We start from the raw sequence: 21,874 nt of genomic DNA on the forward strand, positions 1-21,874 counted from the left end.
TAGGGGGGAAACTCACCACAGAGGACACAGAGTGAATTTTAAGTCATTGATTAGTAAAGTTGTTAATCTGTGATAATCTATGTGGTGAAAAGGCTTTTGACACATCCCCATCCTAACTGATTTATCTGCTAAGAGAGCATTTACCGACACAGAACCGTTATTTCTTTGTTAAGTCCCCCTATACAAAGGGTATTCAGCAAACAATTCCACCGCAAAAAGTGTTTCATTGTACATTTTTTAGCCGTTTGCTATGGCAATTCAGAAATTATCACCATCTTTGTGGTGAACTACAACATTCTCTCGCTTGGAGAGCAAGACATAGAAAGCATTCTTTGTCTAACTTTAGCTACGGGCATAATTTATTTATGTCCGCAGCTTCTGGATAAAAGACGGCTCTGCCCCCGTGTCTGATACCGTAATGGGTCAGCATATATGCTTTTCTTGCTCTGCAATGGAATGATGTAGTTCAGCGGGTCAGCAGGGCCGTTCATTTTTCCCTGCCCGATATACGTTTGAGCTATGGGCAAACAATCTACTATCAAAATCTTGTCTTTCCACCGGCGCAGAACCAACGCAAACGGTTGGTATCGGTTGGATTTTATTTTTCAGCGAGGTAAAAAGATTCTGCATTATACACTCTCTACGCGGGATTATGAATATTCAGAATGTTTCTGTTCACCTTCCCATATCGAACGTGCAGACATGATTGTCTTTGTAGCCGAACTTCTTTTAGAAATTCATAAAGTGAAATATTCGTGCCTGAAACGTACACCAAGCCAGGCGTATGCCACTTCCAAATATATATCCCGGATCAATCAAATATGCAAAAAGAACCATTATCACAAAACTCCTGTCATTATAGACGGGCTATAGTACTTTGATCTTTCATAATAAATTCTCTTTTATAATTGACTTTAAATCTAAATCCGACTCACCAAACCAGTTAACTCGTCGAACCGCTGCCACTCTACCCCCCGGAGGACAGCGGTTCTTTTTCTTTCATTTAACCAGTTCACATGAATCGCTTCTCTATTCTATTTCATATTTAATCATCTAATTATCAATATTTAATCATTCATGTCGGTATCTTTATCTCGTCCCGTATACCTGGGCTTATAAGCCCAGGTATACGGACTCATGGGCACGTGTACCCGGGCTCATGGGCACGCCTGCCCGGAACCGGATGCAGATTGCACCATTTCCGGTTAAACAACAAGGGAAAACGAAATGCTTTAAGAGGTGTATTTGCTTAAGCAAGGCGTATTTTTCGGCTGACGACCAGCATTTACGCCTTATTTTTGCCTTAAAACAGTAGGTGGAAGATGGAAGATACGGGTGGAAGATAAAGGGCTGAAAAATGCGATCTTCCACCCGGATATTTCTTTGATTATTAGAGTGATAAACTCAAAAAGATGGAAGGTGGAAGATCGAAATGCAGACAAATAAAATTCGTCGAACTGACGTTATTTATCCCGGCTCCCTCTTTCCGACGAGCGGGAAGAAGAACTACGGCTACTGCCTGAAGAAGAATTTCCATTGCTGCGTCTGCTTGAAGAAGAACGCTCAGAGACTGAACTTCGGGTGCCATTATTACTCTTCACCCTCTCCTGGCTCCGGCTACTACTGCGTCTGCTATCCGTACGTTCAGGAGTCACCCTATTGGGAGTTGCCGAACTCCTCGGAGTCACCCTGTTTTTATCTCGTGAGGCAGAACTTTCCCTCCGCACATCATTCCTCCGCACATCATCTCTCCGTGCCGAATTAGGACGTATAGTTACCGTACCGAAATCGGAACGACGGTGCGTGTTATAATTCCGGTGATCTCTTATGCTGTGGGAACCGGAATAGAAATCATGCCGGTAACGTCCGCGATAATAGCTGTTATGATAGTGCGTACGATAGTGTCCGCCGCAATAACTGCTATAGTGGTAAGGCTTTCCGAAATAGAAGTGGTTATGGTTTGTATACCGGATATAGACCCGGAAGCTCCAGCCTCCGCCATTGGCGTAAATCGGGCGATAGAAATAATCCACCCCTATAAAACGCCGATACTGTGAAGCAGTCAGCACCCATCGTAAGTCATCGTTACGAATATCCAACGTGCGATAGTATTTATCGAGCGCCCACTCTTCTCCCCGCATCACATCGTCCATCAGATAACGGATGGAGTAAACAAAATCATAATTGATTTCGTATACATCATTATATTGTCCCGTACTCAGGTTCAATTCATAGGCCATCTTGTCGGTAAGGAAACGAGTCTCCTTACGAATGCGGCTATTGCTCATGGCAGCCATGCTCACACTACTTACAGCAGTGATTCCGATGGCCAGAAAGAATATCAGTACTCGTTTCTTCATATCTCAAGTCTATTTAGTTCTATTATAATTCTTCACAAAGTCCTTCACAGTACTTTGATTCGACAGGAAGTCCAGTTCATCTACTGCTATGGAGAAGTTATCTTTATCCACTACACTCGGGTAAAGTATCTTCAGCACCTTAGTCCGGTCATCATCAAAGCTATAAAGTTTTATCAGTCTACGGCATTGCTCTGAAGTAAACCCGGTAGAACTCGCTGCTTTTTCGATAAAGTCCGTCCTGTCCGAGTCGAATGTTTTACTCTTTGCATCATTCAGGAAGCGGGCAAATTCATCATTTCTCATTGCCCTGTAGCTATAGGAATGCCCCACTTCCGAAGCGGAAACTGTACCGCCAATACCTAAAGAGAAAGATGGAGCGGGAGGAACAGTGGGTGCACCGTCCTTGAACGAATCCAGCCCTACGACACGGTTGTCTATAAAGTTAACGCAAATCACCGAAGGCCCTGCTTTGGAAAGGTACCCGCGATATTCCCACTCTTCCATGCCACCATCAAAGCGTCTGTAGTTCGGTTCTCCAAGAATGGTTTTCACCTCTTGTTGCGTCATTCCTTTCTGAATACCCATCAGTTGGCTGTTCCTGAAATCTGCCAACAGGCTGGCACAACTACTCATGACAACGAGCAAGAGTAGTATTGCTGAAACATGTATCTTTTTCATAATTTATATAGGTTTTAGTTACGTTGACTATGGTATTTTCTCACAAATTCGTTCATCTTATTCTTATCGGACTGAAAGGTCAGACTCTCAATAACCAGATAAAAATTCGGTTTATCAACAATCCGCGGATACATGGCCTGCATCAGCTTTATTTTTTCACTGTCGAAACTGAACAACTTAACCAACTGGAGGCATTGATCGGAAGTAAAGCCGGTAGAGACAAGCGTAGTCTCGATCAGTTTATTGCGGTCAGAATCGAAAGGCTTATCTTTCACTGTTCTCAGAAAGCGGTCGAACTCTGCCCGGTTCATCACCACATCATATCCGTATCCGGGACGCCCCTCTCTACCTACCCGGATATCCCGTATGTTCATACCGGGATTTGACACCCATTCCTGAAACAACAAATCTCCTTTTACACTCTGTCCGGTGCGCGGGATATAGCGTGCGGCATATACCTCTATGCGGTGTCTGCCCGAATAGTTGGCTATGAAGCAAGTCTCTGTCGGCGTGCATATCTGTTCGCCATCCATAAAGACAAGAATCGCCTCACCTGCACTCTGGATATTTATTCCGCTGATTCTTCCGGCTTGTGCCATAAATGCAGCGAACAAGAAACAAAGGGTTATGATTACTTTTCGCATATCGTTTAGTTTTTATTGTTTTTAATATCACAAAAATAGGGTGAGGAAACTCCCCACCCTAATGATTCTGTCTATTCATACGTAGGGTTTTCCCTATTCAGTTTAGGGACGAACCAACTCGATTCCGTCTTCGTGGAGCAGGATCAGACGTTTCTTATATAAGTCGCCAACGGCTTTCTTGAATGTCTTCTTACTGACACCGAAAACATCGTAAATCTCTTCGGCAGGGCTCTTGTCATTCAATCCGATCCGTCCGCCGTGGTCTGCAATATAGTGGTAAAGTGTTTTTGAGAAATCATCAACTTTCTCAAAACCCGGTTTCTGGAGAATCAGGTCTATCTTGCCGTCTTCGCGTACCTGCTTAATATATGCTTTCAGCGTATCGCCCGTATGTAAGGTCTGAAAGATCTCACTATCATACAGCAAACCACTGTACATATTCTCAATGATCGCCTTAAACCCAAGGTCCGTCTTCTGCCAGATAAGTATGTTCACCTCTTCGCCCGGCTGATAAGGAGCTTTCTCTTTGGATAAATAGCGGTCTACCTTGGCTGAAGCTACGATGCGGAAACTTTCATCGTCAATGTAGGCATGAATGACGTATTTATTCCCTACCTGCATCTTCATCTTCTGCTCACTGAAAGGGACAAACAGGTCCTTCATCAGTCCCCAATTGAGGAAAGCTCCGAACTGATTGACCCAGGATACCTCCAGACAAGCAAACTCGCCTACTTGTACCAAAGGTGTCAGCGTAGTGGCTATCAACCGTTCTTCATTATCCAGATAGAGGAAGACGTTCAACCAGTCTCCCACCTTACAATCTTCGGGCACATAACGGGTAGGCAGCAGAATTTCGCCTTCTTCTCCGCCATCCAGATACATACCGAAATCTACCTGCTTGACTACCTCAAGCTGGTTGAATTTTCCTAATTCAATACTCATAATCTTCATTCAGTTTGTGACAAAGATAAATAAAAAACAGACGTAAGAATAATAAGCCGTCGAAAAACATATCGCTGCATCTGTTTGTTATCATCCGCAGACGATAACTTTTCATTATAGCGCAAAACTTTTTTCGATAAACAACCTGCGTTTAAACGAGTTATCTTTGCACCGGAAACAAGAAACAAAGCAATTGTCGAATTAAAAAAAGATATAAATTATGGAATTCTTAACCAACGAAAAACTTACGATCGTAGGAGCTGCCGGAATGATTGGCTCTAACATGGCACAGACTGCCCTGATGATGAAACTGACTCCGAACATTTGTCTGTATGATCCTTATGCACCCGCTTTGGAAGGTGTAGCCGAGGAGCTGTACCACTGTGCGTTCGAAGGCGTAAACCTGACTTACACTTCAGATATCAAAGAAGCTTTATCAGGTGCGAAGTACATTGTGTCATCCGGTGGTGCCGCCCGTAAAGCAGGCATGACCCGTGAAGACTTGTTGAAAGGTAACGCAGAAATCGCAGCCCAGTTTGGTAAAGATATCCGCCAGTATTGCCCGGATGTGAAACATGTGGTCGTAGTGTTCAATCCTGCCGATATCACCGGACTGATTGTACTGCTCTATGCCGGCTTGAAACCGTCACAGGTATCCACACTGGCCGCTCTGGACAGCACCCGCCTGCAAAACGAACTGGTGAAGTACCTCCATATCCCCGCATCCGAAATTGTAAACTGCCGTACATATGGCGGGCACGGAGAACAGATGGCCGTATTTGCTTCTACCACTAAAGTACAAGGTGAAGCGCTGACCAAGATCATCGATACTCCACGCATGCCTATGCAGGATTGGGAAGATCTGAAAGTACGCGTTATTCAAGGTGGAAAACACATCATTGATCTGCGCGGACGCTCTTCATTCCAAAGCCCGGCTTATCTGTCTATCGAAATGATCGCGGCAGCCATGGGCGGACAACCTTTCCGCTGGCCGGCAGGCACTTATGTATCTGACAAGAAGTTCGACCACATCCTGATGGCAATGGAAACTTCCATCACCAAAGAAGGCGTTAGCTATAAAGAAGTACAAGGTACTCCTGAAGAACAGAAAGAAATGGAAGAGAGCTACGCTCACTTATGCAAACTGCGTGATGAAGTGATAGCTATGGGTATCCTTCCGGAAATCAATAAATGGCACGAGCTGAACAAGCATATAAATTGATGACATCATACAAAGTTTAATTAGTTGGAATACTGCCTGTCTGCCATATGCGGATGGGCAGTATTTTTAGTTTTATCCGGAAAACATCGACTTGGGCGACCGCCTCAGTAACACTGATAACCAGCAGATTATATTTACCTGAATTTCCCCTTTCTATGTAAAACCATTTACCCCGGCATGTAAAAGCATTTACCTCGGTATGTAAAGCCATTTACCCCGGTACGTAAAAGCATTTACCCCGGTATGTAAACGGAACCGGCATTCGACGTGACAGATGCCCTCCCATAGGGTACGCACTCCAATGACGCATTCTCCGGATAGAGCTATTTCCCTTTCTCTATATCAACTCCCGTCCCTGCGGGACAGAGAGCTGAAAAGCCTTACTTTTGTTTACTGTCATCGGCCGCCTCCAACTGCTTGTAATATTCTTCTTTCTCTTTATTCTTCTTCTGAATCAGACTAGTGACATAAACAGTAAAAATCGGGAACATCATCATACCCAGTGCAGCCAGCAGCACCGAGAGTACACGTCCCGTCACGGTGACGGCAATGATGTTGGAACCAACCGTAGTCACATCCATAAATGCCCACCAGAGCGCATCTCCGTAACCGGTCACCAGCGGGTTGACTTTATGCTCAAGCACAAAGAAAGCCAGACTGGAAAAATAGACAGTGGCAAGCAGCATAGTCAAATAAGAGACAAACAGACCGGAAGCCTTATTATAAGTGAGCCAACCTACCACAATGGCCATCGCATACCCCCCCCGTACTAAGGGAACGAAACGAATCATATAAGTCACTTCGGGAGAGAAAGTCCATCCCATATACGATATAATATTCTGGTAGGGTATCGCCACCAGCAGGAAAATGAAGTGTGTACTGAGATAGTACCATTTGTTTTTCGAAAGAAACAATTCGAGAATAAAGTCGAACAGGAACAAGACACAAATCCACAACTGGACTTTCATATATACCGACTGAGTATAAAAAGGGATGCCCTTGAATGTATCAATCGAAATACTGATGACCAGAAAAAGAGAAAGCAGCAGGATGATGACATGCAGAATGCCGTAGATCCCTTTCTTCCGTAAAGAAAAATCAGAAAGAGCCATTTTCATAAGCACTGATATTTTATGGGTTATTTTTAATTATGCAAAAGGAACAAGAGTCATACACGATTTGTTTGATATCGAATCAAGATCAGGAGGAAAACCGGTTTTCTCACTCTTGGCCGATGTTAATTAACCAAGTTTGACGTTAGTAAACTGAAACATCTTACGTTAAACGTTGTTATAGACACTGACTTAAAAATATTTTTCACTTAAAACCTTAACTTATGGCAAATATTAAACAAGCAGTGAAACTAGGGGTATTCACCCTGGCGATCATGAACGTAACGGCAGTAGTATCCCTACGTGGACTTCCTGCCGAGGCCGTATATGGAATGAGTTCGGCCTTCTATTATCTTTTCGCAGCTATCGTATTCCTTATTCCGACATCACTCGTTGCGGCGGAATTGGCTGCCATGTTCCAAGACAAACAAGGTGGTGTGTTCCGTTGGGTAGGCGAAGCATACGGAAAAAAATTAGGATTCCTTGCCATCTGGGTACAATGGATTGAAAGTACGATCTGGTATCCGACTGTATTGACATTCGGTGCCGTATCCATCGCTTTCATCGGAACAAATGACGCACATGACATGACACTGGCCAGCAATAAATACTACACACTGGCCGTTGTGCTTATCATCTACTGGCTGGCTACCTTCATCTCACTGAAAGGCATGGGATGGGTAGGTAAAGTAGCTAAAGTAGGTGGTATGGTCGGAACAATTATTCCGGCTGCCCTGCTGATTATTCTGGGTATTGCCTACCTGGCATCCGGAGGTCATTCCAACCTCGACTTCCACAGCAGTTTCTTCCCCGACCTGACCAACTTTGATAACGTGGTGTTAGCAGCCAGTATCTTCCTCTTTTATGCCGGTATGGAAATGGGCGGTATCCATGTAAAGGATATGGAAAACCCGTCAAAAAACTATCCGAAAGCTGTATTTATCGGTGCATTTATCACCGTAATCATTTTCGTATTGGGTACATTCTCACTGGGTATCATTATTCCGGCCAAGGACATCAGCTTGACACAGAGCTTACTTGTAGGTTTCGACAATTACTTCAGATATATCCATGCCTCCTGGTTATCACCAATCATCGCCATCGCCCTTGCATTCGGTGTGTTGGCAGGTGTATTGACATGGGTTGCCGGTCCGTCAAAAGGTATCTTTGCCGTAGGTAAGGCCGGTTATATGCCTCCGTTCTTCCAGAAGACCAACAAACTGGGTGTACAGAAAAACATTCTGTTCGTTCAGGGTGGTGCTGTTACCGTATTGAGCCTTTTGTTTGTGGTTATGCCTTCCGTACAGAGCTTCTATCAGATTTTGTCACAGTTGACAGTTATTCTTTATCTGGTGATGTACTTGCTTATGTTCTCCGGCGCCATCTATCTGCGCTATAACATGAAGAAGGCCAACCGCCCGTTCCGTATCGGTAAGAAGGGTAATGGTTTAATGTGGATTGTAGGCGGCCTGGGCTTCCTTGGCTCATTGCTGGCATTCATCCTCAGCTTCATTCCGCCCAGCCAGATCTCTACCGGCAGCAACACTGTATGGTTCTCAGTATTGATCATCGGAGCACTGGTTGTAGTCATTGCTCCGTTCATCATCTACGCAGCAAAGAAACCATCATGGGCCGACCCCAACAGTACTTTTGAACCCTTCCACTGGGAAACACAAGCCAAACCGCAAGCAGCTCCCGTTACTGCAACAGCATCCGGCCCGGCTGTAAGCGGTGCTAACACTTCCACCAGCACTACTTCTGCACCGTCAGCAGGTTCTGCTCCTTCTGATAAGGACACTCCGCAAAAGTAAAGTTAAAAGGAAATATCTATCTACCTGAATGAAAGAGGTTGTATCCGGAGATTTAATCTAAATTCTACCGGATACAACCTCTTATTTCTTTGGAGAAACCATTCAGGATGTCAAAGGAAGAGTAAACCTTTATTTTACTAAAAATGACTACATTTAAAAAAAACTTTCCTCCTAATAATACAGATGGCAAGTTATGTCCCCAATTAACGCCCTGTCCTATGTATAGAAACGTATCAATTAATGTCGTTTTCATCAGAAATGTATATTATATCCATCTTAAAATCCGGAAGAGAAAGATGCTCTTCACCTCGTTTGAGCAAATATTTTATATTTTCTTTGCCAAACTATTGCAGTATTAAAAATTATACCTATCTTTGCACCCGCAATCACAAAGGTGCCATAGCTCAGTTGGTAGAGCAAAGGACTGAAAATCCTTGTGTCCCCGGTTCGATTCCTGGTGGCACCACTTTGCAGATAGCGGAATGTAGCGCAGTTGGTAGCGCACTACGTTCGGGACGTAGGGGTCGGGCGTTCGAGTCGCCTCATTCCGACATTCGCATAGACAAGCCGTTCAAATTGAGCGGCTTGTCTGTTTTTTTTAGAGGAATAATTGAATTATATTAAAAACAACAGTTTTCCTAATCTTCCTTTCCATACAACTATCCACCTCCCAATCAGTTCTGATTCCATAGAAATATATCTTCACCTTATTTATATATCGCTTCTAATCAGAATTCAGCAATTCATAAAAACTACATAACCATTCAAGCATAGATATATTCATGCTACCATTTCTGCATATTTCCACAATATATGCTATGTTTATGTATAAAAAGAGTAAAAAAACAGCCTTTTATGCATACTATTTCCAAATTATTGCATACTTTTGCGCCATTCTTAGAATAATTATACAAGATGAAGAAGAAAGCAAACCGGTTAGATGCCATAAAAATGATTATCTCCAGTAAAGAAGTAGGTTCACAAGAAGAACTCTTGCAAGAATTAGGACAGGAAGGATTCGAACTGACACAAGCCACTCTTTCACGTGACCTGAAACAACTGAAAGTAGCCAAAGCTGCCAGCATGAATGGCAAATATGTATATGTATTGCCCAATGACATCATGTACAAACGGGTTGGCGACCAAAGTGCCAGTGAAATGTTAATGAATAATGGATTTATCTCCCTTCAGTTCTCCGGAAATATTGCAGTAATCAAAACCCGCCCCGGATACGCGAGCAGCATGGCTTACGACATTGATAACCGTGAGTCGGATACCATTCTGGGAACGATTGCCGGAGACGATACCATCATGCTGGTGTTGCGCGAAGGAGTGACTCCCACTGCCGTACGAAGTTTCTTGTCTCTCATTATTCCGAATATCAACTAACTAACAACAATTATACTCTACACTAAATCAAAAATGGACACTCAACAAATAGATGTTATGGTAGCCGACGCCTCGCATGAGGTTTACGTTGACACTATTTTGGAGACAATCAGAAACGCAGCAAAAGTACGCGGAACCGGAATAGCAGAACGTACACATGAGTACGTAGCCACCAAAATGAAAGAAGGAAAAGCAATCATAGCCCTCAGTGGAGATGTGTTTGCCGGATTTACTTATATTGAATCATGGGGAAACAAACAATACGTTGCTACATCGGGATTGATTGTACATCCCGACTTCCGGGGATTAGGATTGGCCAAACGTATCAAACAGGCCTCTTTTCAGTTGGCTCGTTTACGATGGCCGAGAGCTAAAATATTCAGTTTGACCAGTGGTGCGGCCGTGATGAAAATGAACACGGAACTGGGATATGTACCGGTCACATTTAATGAACTGACCGATGACGAAGCTTTCTGGAAAGGATGTGAAGGTTGCACTAACCATGAAATCCTGGTGGCAAAGAATCGTAAATTCTGTATTTGCACCGCCATGCTATATGATCCGGCAGATCCGCATAACATTAAAAAGGAACAAGAAAGAAATAACATTTAAAAAATACAGCACTATGGAACAGAAAAAGAAAGTAGTGGTTGCATTCAGCGGAGGTCTCGATACCTCGTTCACTGTAATGTACCTGGCTAAGGAAAAAGGATATGAAGTGTACGCTGCATGCGCCAATACAGGCGGTTTCAGCGAAGAACAACTGAAGCAGAACGAAGAGAATGCCTACAAACTGGGTGCTGTGAAATATGTCACCCTCGATGTCACTCAGGAATACTACGAAAAGAGTTTGAAATACATGATATTCGGCAACGTACTGCGTAATGGCACTTACCCGATTTCTGTTAGCTCCGAACGCATCTTCCAGGCACTGGCCATTGCACGTTATGCCAAGGAGATTGGTGCAGAAGCCATTGCACATGGTTCTACCGGAGCAGGAAACGACCAGATTCGCTTTGACATGACTTTCCTTGTCATGACTCCAGGTGTAGAAATCATTACGCTGACTCGTGATATGGCCCTAAGTCGTCAGGAGGAAATCGATTACCTGAACAAAAATGGTTTCGAAGCCGACTTTACGAAGCTGAAATACTCTTATAACGTCGGATTATGGGGTACTTCCATCTGTGGAGGAGAAATTCTGGACAGCGCACAGGGATTGCCCGAAACAGCTTATCTGAAACAAGTCACCAAAGAAGGTAGCGAACTACTGCGTCTTGAATTTAAAAACGGTGAGCTTCATGCTGTAAACGGTGAAGTCTTTGAAGACAAGATTGCAGCCATCCAGAAGGTGGAAGAAATAGGTGCAGCTTACGGTATTGGTCGTGATATGCACGTAGGAGATACCATCATCGGCATTAAGGGACGTGTTGGATTTGAAGCAGCTGCCCCGATGCTTATCATCGGCGCACACCGGTTCCTCGAAAAATATACGCTGAGCAAATGGCAACAATATTGGAAAGACCAAGTAGCCAACTGGTATGGCATGTTCCTTCACGAAAGCCAGTATCTGGAACCGGTAATGCGTGATATTGAAGCAATGCTACAGGAATCTCAGCGCAATGTAAACGGTACTGCAATCCTTGAACTCCGCCCCTTGTCATTCTCCACCGTTGGTGTAGAGTCACAAGACGATCTGGTAAAAACCAAATTTGGTGAATATGGAGAAATGCAAAAGGGTTGGACAGCCGAAGACGCTAAAGGCTTCATCAAAGTAACTTCTACCCCGCTACGTGTTTACTATGCTAACCATAAAGACGAAGAAGTATGATAAAAGCAGGAATAATTGGCGGAGCAGGATACACGGCAGGCGAACTTATCCGCCTGCTTATCAACCATCCCGAAACCGAAATCATATTCGTTAACAGTACCAGTAATGCCGGAAACAAAATTACCGATGTGCATGAAGGACTTTACGGAGAGTGCGATCTGGTCTTTACCGACGAACTCCCGTTAGAAGACATCGATGTGCTTTTCTTCTGTACCGCCCATGGAGATACAAAGAAATTTATAGAAAGTCACAACATTCCGGAGGATCTGAAAATCATTGATTTATCAATGGACTACCGCATTGCTTCACCGGATCATGACTTTATTTATGGCCTGCCGGAATTAAATCGCCGTGCAACCTGCACAGCAAAACATGTAGCCAATCCGGGATGCTTTGCTACTTGTATCCAATTAGGATTACTTCCATTGGCAAAACATCTGATGCTAAACGGAGATGTAATGGTAAACGCTATTACAGGAAGCACAGGAGCAGGAGTAAAACCTGGAGCCACCAGTCATTTCAGTTGGCGAAACAATAATATGAGCGTGTACAAAGCTTTTGAACACCAACACGTTCCCGAAATCAGGCAATCACTGAAACAATTACAGAATAGTTTTGATTCAGAAATTGACTTCATCCCTTACCGGGGTGATTTTCCCCGCGGTATTTTTGCTACTTTAGTCGTAAAAACAAAGGTAGCATTAGAGGAAATTGTACGCATGTATGAGGAATATTATTCCAAAGACTCGTTTGTACACATCGTAGACAAAAACATAGACCTGAAACAGGTAGTAAATACCAATAAATGTCTGATTCACCTGGAAAAACACGGTGATAAACTATTGATCATTTCTTGTATTGACAATCTGTTGAAAGGTGCATCCGGGCAGGCAGTCCATAACATGAACCTGATGTTTAATCTGGAGGAGACGGTAGGCCTGCGCCTTAAACCCTCTGCATTCTAAAAAGCAATGAACCTATTTGACGTATATCCCCTTTTTGATATAAACATAGTAAAAGGAAAAGGTTGTCACGTTTGGGATGAAAACGGCACGGAATATCTGGATCTCTACGGAGGACATGCTGTCATCTCGATCGGACATGCTCACCCGCATTATGTTGACATGATTAGCAAGCAAGTGGCAACACTGGGCTTCTATTCAAATTCTGTAATCAACAAGTTACAGCAACAGGTAGCCGAACGTCTTGGAAAACTATCCGGATATGAAGATTACTCCCTATTCCTGATCAACAGTGGTGCCGAAGCAAATGAAAATGCACTGAAATTGGCCTCGTTCCATAACGGACGGACCAAAGTAATATCTTTCGGCAAAGCTTTTCACGGGCGTACTTCGCTGGCGGTAGAAGCTACAGATAATCCTAAGATTATAGCTCCGATCAATGCCAACGGGCATATAACCTACCTTCCGCTAAACGATACGGAGACGATGAAAGCCGAACTGGCAAAAGGAGATGTTTGTGCTGTCATTATTGAAGGCATACAAGGAGTAGGCGGTATCAAAATACCAACAACCGAATTCCTGCAGGAACTCCGTAAAGCCTGCACTGACAACGGCACAATCCTGATCTTGGACGAGATACAAAGCGGTTACGGACGTAGTGGCAAATTCTTTGCCCACCAGTATGCCGGAATCAAACCTGACATAATCACTGTTGCCAAAGGCATTGGAAACGGATTTCCAATGGCAGGGGTACTGATCAGCCCGATATTCACACCGGTATATGGCATGCTCGGGACTACTTTTGGTGGCAATCATCTGGCTTGCTCCGCTGCACTGGCAGTAATGGATGTCATTGAACAGGAAAAGTTGGTAGAAAATGCAGCCGACATCGGTACCTATCTGTTAGAAGAATTGAAAAAATTCAGAGAAATCAAAGAAGTTCGCGGATGCGGACTTATGATCGGAATGGAGTTCGACCAACCGGTAAAGGAAATCCGCAACCGCCTGATTCACGAACAAAAAGTATTTACCGGTGCCAGTGGTACGAATGTAATCCGTTTGCTACCTCCTCTCTGCCTCAGCAAGGCAGAAGCCGATGAATTCCTTGTCCGGCTAAGAAAAGTACTCGGTTAATAATCAGCATCCTTATAAGGAAAGTGAAAAAGTGAAAATACCTGCCACGTTTGCTCGTATTTTCACTTTTTACTTATACCTTTGTCAGAAACAGACTAAATAATTATAAAATATGAAAGTAGCTATCATTGGTGCAGGAAATATGGGAGGCTCCATTGCCTGCGGACTGGCAAAAGGCAAGCTGATCTCGGCTTCCGATATTATAGTGTCCAACCCCAGTGCCGGAAAACTGGAAGCGTTGAAAAAAGAATTCCCTTCTATCACTACCACTCGCAATAATGCAGAAGCTGCTATCGGTGCTGATATTGTGATTTTGACCGTGAAACCCTGGCTAATCAGAAGTGTGCTCCGCGAAATGAAACTAAAAAGCAAACAGATTCTCGTTTCCGTTGCAGCCGGAATCAGCTTCGAACAATTGGCGCATGATGTCGTTGAACCAGAGATGCCCATGTTCCGTATTGTCCCCAATACAGCTATCAGCGAACTACAAAGTATGACACTGATAGCTTCACGAAATGCCGGACACGATCTGGAAACACTGATGGTCAACCTCTTCAGTGAGATGGGGATGGCTATGATTTTGCCTGAGGACAAGCTGGAAGCAGCTACTGCTCTAACCTCTTGTGGCATTGCTTATGTACTGAAATATATTCAGGCTGCTATGCAAGCAGGTATTGAAATGGGAATCCGCCCGTCGGATGCCATGGATATGATTGCGCAATCTGTAAAAGGGGCTGCCGAACTGATACTGAACAACGATACCCATCCGAGTGTAGAGATTGACAAAGTGACTACTCCCGGCGGAATTACAATCAAAGGTATCAATGAGTTAGAGCATAATGGATTTACCTCTGCCATTATTAAAGCAATGAAAGCATCAAGATAGTGATTATCTAATTTTAATCACAAAAAACAAAAACATTAATCACTAAACACTAAATTTATATGGACGACCAAATTAAACAAATAGCAGAACGTCTGCGTGGACTACGTGACGTACTTGAACTGACAGCTGAAGACATCGCCCGTGATTGTGAGATTTCAGCGGAAGAATATCGTCTTGCAGAAACCGGAGATTACGACATCTCAGTAAGTATGCTGCAAAAAATCGCACGTAAATACGGCATAGCTCTTGATGCTCTGATGTTCGGAGAAGAGCCTAAGATGAGCAGCTATTTCCTGACACGTGCAGGTAAAGGAACCAGTATAGAACGTACAAAGGCGTATAAATACCAATCATTAGCGGCGGGCTTTATGAACCGAAACGCCGACCCGTTTATCGTAACTGTCGAACCAAAACCGGACAACGAACCGATACACTATAATAGCCATGGCGGCCAGGAGTTCAACTTGGTACTTGAAGGTCGCATGATGATCAGCATAGATGGAAAAGACCTGATACTAAACGAAGGAGACAGCTTGTACTTCAACTCAAAACTGCCCCATGGAATGAAAGCACTGGATGGAAAAACAGTGCGTTTTCTGGCAGTAATCATGTAATTATTTAAATGAAGAAAATGATAGATAGATTTTTATCGCAAACTTCCTTCAGTTCACAGGAAGATTTTGTCAAGAACTTAAAGATAAATGTTCCGGAAAACTTCAACTTCGGATACGATATAGTAGATGCCTGGGCTGCTGAACAGCCAGACAAACCGGCTTTGTTATGGACCAATGATAAAGGTGAACAACGCCAGTTCTCTTTTGCGGATATAAAACAATATACAGATCAGACAGCATCCTACTTTCAAAGTCTGGGCATCGGACATGGTGATATGGTCATGCTGATATTGAAACGACGTTACGAATTTTGGTTCAGCATCATCGCTTTGCATAAGCTGGGAGCCGTTGTTATCCCTGCCACCCACCTGCTAACCAAGAAAGACATTGTATATCGCTGCAATGCAGCCGATATAAAGATGATCGTAGCAGCCGGAGAAGAGGTTATTACTAAACATATCATAGATGCCATGCCGGACTCTCCTACAGTGAAACATTTGGTAAGTGTTGGCCCTGAAATAGCAGAAGGATTCGAAGATTTTCATCAAGGCATTAAAGATGCAGCCCCTTTCGCTAAACCGGAACATCCAAACTCCAACGATGATATCTCTTTGATGTACTTCACCAGCGGAACGACCGGTGAGCCCAAAATGGTTGCACATGATTTCACCTATCCGTTGGGACATATTGTCACCGGCAGTTTCTGGCACAATCTGAAAGAGAACAGCCTTCATCTCACCATCGCCGATACAGGTTGGGGAAAAGCTGTATGGGGAAAGCTGTACGGACAATGGATAGCCGGAGCTAATGTTTTCGTCTACGACCACGAGAAGTTTACTCCAGCCGACATATTGGAGAAAATACAAAACTACCATGTTACTTCACTTTGTGCCCCTCCCACAATCTTCCGTTTTCTGATTCACGAAGATCTGACCAAATACGATCTTTCTTCCTTGGAATATTGCACGATTGCCGGTGAAGCATTAAATCCGGCAGTATTCGATACATTTAAGAAACTGACAGGCATCAAACTGATGGAAGGGTTCGGCCAAACGGAAACAACACTAACGGTTGCCACCTTCCCCTGGATGGAACCGAAACCGGGAAGCATGGGAGTCCCTAACCCCCAATATGATGTTGACCTGATAGACTATGAAGGCCGTTCGGTAGAGGCTGGCGAACAAGGACAGATTGTTATTCGGACTACTAACGGTAAACCGTTGGGACTGTTCAAAGAGTATTATCGCGACTCTGCGCGTACACACGAAGCATGGCATGACGGCATCTATTATACAGGTGATGTGGCCTGGAAAGATGAAGACGGCTATCTTTGGTTTGTAGGGCGTGCCGATGACGTAATAAAAAGCTCCGGTTACCGTATCGGACCGTTTGAAGTAGAAAGTGCGCTGATGACCCACCCTGCTGTAGTGGAGTGTGCCATCACTGGTGTACCCGATGAAATTCGAGGGCAAGTGGTAAAAGCAACTATTGTGCTGGCAAAAGATTATAAAGAACGTGCAGGTGAAGAGTTGATAAAAGAACTCCAGAACCATGTGAAAAAAGTAACGGCTCCTTATAAGTATCCACGTGTCATTGAATTTGTAGATGAATTACCCAAAACTATCAGTGGCAAAATCCGGCGGGTGGAAATCCGTAAGAATGATGAGAAATAGCCCAATTATACAAAATTCGTACATAAAATATTGATCAAACCAACAAATCAGCAAACGTTTGCAACATAAGTGCTATAATATGAACTAAAATTGCTCTTCTGAAAGAAAACAACCTGCTATATTTGCAACATATTCATTTAATAACTAAAAAGCAAATGGTAGTAAGTAGAAAGATTTCTCAGGTTGAAGTATTCGCTGGTAGCCCATGGGAAGTGGCAAGTGTGAGAACCCTTCTAAAGGCTGCATCTATCGAAGTGGTGATGAAGGACAAAGGAATAGATTGCATACTGCTTTCTGTCCCCTGTGAATATTACACTGCAGCAATGCGGGTTATCAGCAACAGAATAGCTTCATAGGTTTGTTAGATTAGGTTTGATTAGGGACAAAAGCCGGAATGATTCGTGTTACATTCCGGCTTTTTATTTTCAACGCTTCTTATGATTATTATCACATCTTCTAAATAAAAACAATTTTCTCCAAGCATGAAAAAGATAATCATTGCATCCGACTCGTTTAAGGGTTCCCTGTCATCCGCAGAGGTAGCTGTATCATGTGAAAAAGGTATTCGAAAAGTATTTCCGAAATGCGAAATCATAAAACTCCCTATAGCGGACGGCGGAGAAGGAACAATTGAAGCACTGGTCAGTGCAACAAATGGACGGATACATTCGTGTCACGTGCACGATCCATTAATGCGGTTAATAGAAGCCCGGTATGGCGTTTTGGGAGATGGAGAAACTGCTGTCATCGAAATGGCAGCCGCGAGTGGACTGACATTGATTGAACCCCATCTGAGAAATCCGATGAAAACAACCACTTATGGTACAGGCGAATTAATACAGGATGCCTTGGAACACGGTTGCAGGAAATTTCTGATAGGAATCGGAGGTAGTGCCACCAATGATGCAGGCACGGGAATGTTGCAGGCATTAGGCATGAAGTTCCGGGATATAGCCGGGAATTTATTAGGGTATGGAGGAGAAATACTTCAAAAGATAGAGATGATTGATAGCAACGATTTCCCGGAAGATAAACTGGCAAAGTGTACATTCACCATCGCATGCGATGTAAACAACCCATTTTCCGGACCACAAGGAGCCGCATTTATTTTTGCTTCCCAAAAAGGAGCCGATGCAAAACAAATACGCATATTAGACACAGGACTGAAGCATTTTGCACAGTTGATTGCCCAAACCCTATATAAGGATATTGATGCTATCCCCGGAGCAGGAGCAGCCGGAGGCATGGGTGGCGGTTTTATGGCCTTCTTCAACGCTCGGTTATCCCGGGGAATTGACACTGTATTGGATGCTCTCCATTTTAATGAGAAACTACAAGGAGCCGATCTTGTGATTACAGGCGAAGGGAAAATGGATGCCCAAACTATAATGGGAAAAGCCCCTATGGGAGTTCTCAAAGCAGCCCAACGAAAAAATATTCCTGTAATTGGTATTGCCGGATGTGTAGATGAAACCGAATTGCTGAATAATGCAGGTTTTCTGGCTGTATATCCTATTGTAGAAGGTCCGGTCTCTCAAGAGCAAGCTATGGAAAAATCAAGGACCTGCAGCAACATAGAGAGAACTGTCCATCAATGCATGCGAATGTTATCCTTATTGCATAACTAACGGCATATAGATAACATCTCCATGAATAAAGTAAAAGCTCCATAAGTAATGAACTTATGGAGCTTTTTAGGATGCAACTATAGTACTCGAAGCGGGACTTGAACCCGCACAGCCGCAATGGCCAAAGGATTTTAAGTCCTTCGTGTCTACCATTCCACCATTCGAGCATCCTTTCAAAGAGAGCGGAAAACGAGACTCGAACTCGCGACCCTAACCTTGGCAAGGTTATGCTCTACCAACTGAGCTATTTCCGCGTTTTTTCAACGGGTGCAAAGATAAGTAGTTTCCTGCTTTCTGCCAAACTTTTTCCAAAGAAAAAATTCTCAAAGAAACGGAAAACTATTTTTATCATAAAAGCTATGTAAAGATAGAAGTTATCTTCACATAGCAATAATCTATCAAACACGCCCTAACAAGGTCTTTTCAGCCTGTTCCATGCTGTAGAAATTAAAGCCTTCCACTACATTTTGCATCAAAGCGGATATCTCATCATTACAAAGATTACCAATACTTCCTTCATGAGTATGATGCACCTTCTTATTATGCAAGAAGTTACCAGCTTCAATATCCAAGCCTACTTTTTTATAAGCATCCCGAAAAGGCATACCTTCACGTGCAAGGCGATTCACTTCTTCTACACTAAAGATAAAAAGATATTTATCATCATCAAGAATATGTTCATTCACCTTAATTTCATTCATGATGTATGTAGTCATCTGCAAGCAATCTTTCAGTTCTTGAAAAGCCGGCAAGAAAACCTCCTTGATAATTTGCAGATCACGAAAATATCCGGAAGGCAGGTTATTGGCAATCATCATAATTTGCTGTGGGAGAGATTGCAACTTATTACATTTAGCTCGTGTTAATTCAAACACATCCGGATTCTTCTTATGCGGCATGATACTGGAACCGGTAGTACATTCATCCGGCAGTTTCACAAAACCAAAATTCTGGCTATTGAACATACAGGCATCGAAAGCCAATTTTGAAATGGTTCCTGCAATTGTTGCCAGTGCAAAAGCGACGTTACGCTCCATCTTGCCACGTCCCATTTGAGCATAAACTACATTATAGTTCAAAGAGTCAAAACCAAGCAACTGGGTAGTCATCGTACGATTCAAAGGAAATGAAGAACCATATCCCGCAGCCGATCCCAAAGGATTACGGTTACACATCCTAAATGCAGCTTGCAAAAAGAGCATATCGTCCACCAAACTTTCGGCATATGCCCCGAACCAAAGGCCAAATGACGAGGGCATCGCAATCTGCAAATGAGTATACCCGGGCATTAATACATCTTTATATTGTTCACTCTGACGAATTAAAACATGAAAGAGTTGCTCCACCGCCTCTGCCACTTCTTTTATCTGTGTGCGGGTAAAAAGCTTTAAGTCAAGTAATACCTGGTCATTACGTGAACGACCACTATGAATTTTCTTACCCACATCTCCCAACCGACGAGTCAACATCAACTCCACCTGAGAGTGAACGTCCTCAACTCCTTCTTCTATTACAAATTCTCCTTTCTCGGCAGAAACATAAATATCTTTCAATTCGGCTAACAATAAAGATAATTCATCTTTTGTCAATAAACCTATGCTCTCAAGCATAGTGATATGTGCCATTGAACCAAGTACATCATGTTTAGCAAGATAAAGATCCATCTCACGGTCACGACCAACGGTAAAGCGTTCTATATCCTTGTTTACCTCAACAGATTTCTCCCAAAGTTTCTGTGCCATATTCTTTAATATTGTATCATGGATAACATATCAGCCATCTTCTCCAGTCCTTCCTGTAAAGGCTTCTGTACCATTGCTTTCATAAATGGATTAATATCCAACCCAATGGTTATTTTAAGTTTACATTCTTCATCGGCTGAAGATACAATCTGAATCCACATATTAAAAGGCAGAGGAGAATTAATCGTCTCAAATTTAATACACTTACAGGGCTCACGTTCAATAATCTTAAGGGTTAGCTGTCCCACCGGATCTACATTGAAACTAAGTGTATCCGTATCAAAACTCATATCTTTCACTTTGTCTTGTGGTAAACGGTCCTTTATGGATTCCAGGTTACTAAGGTCCGCAAGTTTATCGTACACACGTTCCTGGCTATAAGGTATTACCTTGACACTACTCTCAAATTTAGTCATCTTATTCTATCTTACTTATAAAGAAAAAAGAAGAACAATCCGAACAAACTCTGTCCGAATGGCCCTTCTTTCTATATTTTAATCATCAAAAAAATCAGTCTTATTTTCCGGTTTCCCAATGAGCTGGATCCTTGCGCCATTCGTTTAACGTTGCAATATCTTCTTCTTCAATGTAACCGGTACGCAATGCAACATCCAACACTGCTTCATAATTAGTCAACGTTACCAAAGGTACTTTAGCATCTTTAAAAGCCTGTTCGGCAACCGGGAATCCGTAAGTATAGGCAGCTACCATACCAATTACTTCACAACCATCCCGACGGATAGCCTCTACGGCTTTCAAACTACTTCCACCGGTAGAAATTAAATCTTCTACTACAACGACTTTCATACCCGGACGAAGTTCGCCTTCGATAAGATTCTCCAAGCCATGGTCTTTAGGGGTAGAACGGACATACACGAACGGAAGATTCAATGCATCAGCTACCAAAGCACCTTGAGGAATAGCACCTGTTGCAACTCCGGCAATGGCATCTACCTGTCCGAAACGTTCCAGAATCAGACGTGTAATTTCGAACTTAACAAAACTACGAAGAGAAGGATAAGAAAGGGTTTTACGGTTGTCGCAGTAAAACGGTGATTTCCATCCGGAAGCCCATGTAAACGGATTTGCCGGTTGAAGCTTAATAGCTTTAATCTTCAACAACTTCTCGGCGAATAATCTCTCTAAATTTTTCATAACTAAACTAACTATGATAATTACAGGATGCAAAAATACGGAAATGGAACGAGACTAAAAAGAAGAAGCCGTATTATTTTTTTGTTATTTG

21 protein-coding genes and 4 tRNA genes are annotated in these 21,874 nt (G+C 43.1%); 15 read left to right on the plus strand and 10 right to left on the minus strand.

The window, feature by feature from the left end:
* The first annotated feature begins 519 nt into the window (after positions 1-519).
* Positions 520-873, plus strand: a complete 354-nt coding sequence (locus ISX59_RS06310; protein ID WP_032531754.1) for a hypothetical protein — start codon at positions 520-522, stop codon at positions 871-873.
* 590 nt (positions 874-1,463) lie between these two features.
* Here ISX59_RS06310 and ISX59_RS06315 read toward each other — a convergent pair.
* The 4 genes from ISX59_RS06315 to ISX59_RS06330 all read right to left on the minus strand — a co-directional run bounded on the left by ISX59_RS06315 (position 1,464) and on the right by ISX59_RS06330 (position 4,624).
* Complete coding sequence (locus ISX59_RS06315; protein ID WP_032536156.1) at positions 1,464-2,360, minus strand: hypothetical protein; 897 nt, start codon at positions 2,358-2,360, stop codon at positions 1,464-1,466.
* 9 nt (positions 2,361-2,369) lie between these two features.
* Positions 2,370-3,038, minus strand: a complete 669-nt coding sequence (locus ISX59_RS06320; RefSeq protein ID WP_022011457.1) for a DUF4476 domain-containing protein — start codon at positions 3,036-3,038, stop codon at positions 2,370-2,372.
* 14 nt (positions 3,039-3,052) lie between these two features.
* Complete coding sequence (locus ISX59_RS06325) at positions 3,053-3,682, minus strand: DUF4476 domain-containing protein (protein ID WP_005778861.1); 630 nt, start codon at positions 3,680-3,682, stop codon at positions 3,053-3,055.
* A 102-nt stretch (positions 3,683-3,784) separates the two neighbouring features.
* Positions 3,785-4,624 (minus strand): S1 RNA-binding domain-containing protein, encoded by an 840-nt coding sequence (locus ISX59_RS06330; protein ID WP_005810722.1) that lies wholly within the window; start codon positions 4,622-4,624, stop codon positions 3,785-3,787.
* Between the two features lie 220 nt (positions 4,625-4,844).
* Between ISX59_RS06330 and ISX59_RS06335 the strand changes: the two genes are divergently transcribed.
* Complete coding sequence (locus ISX59_RS06335) at positions 4,845-5,846, plus strand: malate dehydrogenase (RefSeq protein ID WP_005778865.1); 1,002 nt, start codon at positions 4,845-4,847, stop codon at positions 5,844-5,846.
* 380 nt (positions 5,847-6,226) lie between these two features.
* On the opposite strand, the gene ISX59_RS06340 is transcribed toward ISX59_RS06335, so the two are convergent.
* Positions 6,227-6,964, minus strand: coding sequence for a potassium channel family protein (locus ISX59_RS06340; RefSeq protein ID WP_032542908.1), 738 nt, complete (start codon positions 6,962-6,964; stop codon positions 6,227-6,229).
* A 218-nt stretch (positions 6,965-7,182) separates the two neighbouring features.
* On the opposite strand from ISX59_RS06340, the gene gadC reads away from it, so the two are divergent.
* The 13 genes from gadC (at position 7,183) to ISX59_RS06405 (ending at position 18,886) form a co-directional block, all read left to right on the plus strand.
* The gene (gene gadC / locus ISX59_RS06345; protein WP_032542907.1) at positions 7,183-8,769 is read left to right on the plus strand and encodes a putative glutamine/gamma-aminobutyrate antiporter GadC; all 1,587 of its coding nucleotides are present in this window, start codon (positions 7,183-7,185) and stop codon (positions 8,767-8,769) included.
* A 393-nt stretch (positions 8,770-9,162) separates the two neighbouring features.
* Positions 9,163-9,235: transfer RNA gene (locus tag ISX59_RS06350), tRNA-Phe, on the plus strand.
* 12 nt (positions 9,236-9,247) lie between these two features.
* A tRNA-Pro gene (locus ISX59_RS06355) sits at positions 9,248-9,320 on the plus strand.
* Positions 9,321-9,684: 364 nt separating this feature from the next.
* A complete protein-coding gene (locus tag ISX59_RS06360; protein WP_005778877.1) occupies positions 9,685-10,158 on the plus strand; it encodes an arginine repressor in 474 nt (157 codons plus the stop codon).
* 33 nt (positions 10,159-10,191) lie between these two features.
* A complete protein-coding gene (locus ISX59_RS06365) occupies positions 10,192-10,770 on the plus strand; it encodes a GNAT family N-acetyltransferase (RefSeq protein ID WP_005778879.1) in 579 nt (192 codons plus the stop codon).
* Positions 10,771-10,783: 13 nt separating this feature from the next.
* Positions 10,784-11,989 (plus strand): argininosuccinate synthase, encoded by a 1,206-nt coding sequence (locus tag ISX59_RS06370; protein WP_005778881.1) that lies wholly within the window; start codon positions 10,784-10,786, stop codon positions 11,987-11,989.
* Positions 11,986-12,954: an N-acetyl-gamma-glutamyl-phosphate reductase gene (argC, locus tag ISX59_RS06375; RefSeq protein WP_005778883.1), complete on the plus strand. Its 969-nt coding sequence runs from the start codon at positions 11,986-11,988 to the stop codon at positions 12,952-12,954. The genes ISX59_RS06370 and argC overlap by 4 nt, the downstream gene beginning before the upstream one ends.
* 6 nt (positions 12,955-12,960) lie before the next feature.
* Positions 12,961-14,085, plus strand: coding sequence for an aspartate aminotransferase family protein (locus tag ISX59_RS06380; protein WP_032542905.1), 1,125 nt, complete (start codon positions 12,961-12,963; stop codon positions 14,083-14,085).
* A gap of 112 nt (positions 14,086-14,197) precedes the next feature.
* A complete protein-coding gene (gene proC / locus ISX59_RS06385) occupies positions 14,198-14,971 on the plus strand; it encodes a pyrroline-5-carboxylate reductase (protein WP_005810731.1) in 774 nt (257 codons plus the stop codon).
* A 59-nt stretch (positions 14,972-15,030) separates the two neighbouring features.
* Entirely contained in the window at positions 15,031-15,585 is a 555-nt protein-coding gene (locus tag ISX59_RS06390) for a helix-turn-helix domain-containing protein (RefSeq protein ID WP_005778890.1), read from the plus strand.
* 17 nt (positions 15,586-15,602) lie between these two features.
* Positions 15,603-17,258, plus strand: a complete 1,656-nt coding sequence (locus ISX59_RS06395; RefSeq protein ID WP_220575747.1) for an AMP-binding protein — start codon at positions 15,603-15,605, stop codon at positions 17,256-17,258.
* Positions 17,259-17,413: 155 nt separating this feature from the next.
* Positions 17,414-17,614, plus strand: coding sequence for a DUF2007-related protein (locus ISX59_RS06400; RefSeq protein ID WP_005778894.1), 201 nt, complete (start codon positions 17,414-17,416; stop codon positions 17,612-17,614).
* Positions 17,615-17,740: 126 nt separating this feature from the next.
* Complete coding sequence (locus tag ISX59_RS06405; RefSeq protein WP_032540307.1) at positions 17,741-18,886, plus strand: glycerate kinase; 1,146 nt, start codon at positions 17,741-17,743, stop codon at positions 18,884-18,886.
* Positions 18,887-18,969: 83 nt separating this feature from the next.
* Here ISX59_RS06405 and ISX59_RS06410 read toward each other — a convergent pair.
* The 5 genes from ISX59_RS06410 to pyrE form a co-directional block, all read right to left on the minus strand.
* Positions 18,970-19,053 (minus strand) — tRNA-Leu (locus ISX59_RS06410).
* 14 nt (positions 19,054-19,067) lie between these two features.
* Positions 19,068-19,140 (minus strand) — tRNA-Gly (locus ISX59_RS06415).
* A gap of 144 nt (positions 19,141-19,284) precedes the next feature.
* A complete protein-coding gene (argH, locus tag ISX59_RS06420) occupies positions 19,285-20,628 on the minus strand; it encodes an argininosuccinate lyase (RefSeq protein WP_032540308.1) in 1,344 nt (447 codons plus the stop codon).
* 5 nt (positions 20,629-20,633) lie between these two features.
* Entirely contained in the window at positions 20,634-21,044 is a 411-nt protein-coding gene (locus ISX59_RS06425; RefSeq protein ID WP_005778931.1) for an SRPBCC family protein, read from the minus strand.
* A gap of 100 nt (positions 21,045-21,144) precedes the next feature.
* The gene (gene pyrE / locus ISX59_RS06430; protein ID WP_005810767.1) at positions 21,145-21,783 is read right to left on the minus strand and encodes an orotate phosphoribosyltransferase; all 639 of its coding nucleotides are present in this window, start codon (positions 21,781-21,783) and stop codon (positions 21,145-21,147) included.
* Positions 21,784-21,874: the final 91 nt, after the last annotated feature.

Source organism: Bacteroides sp. FSHCM14E1 (assembly GCF_019633785.1).
GTDB lineage: Bacteria > Bacteroidota > Bacteroidia > Bacteroidales > Bacteroidaceae > Bacteroides > Bacteroides hominis.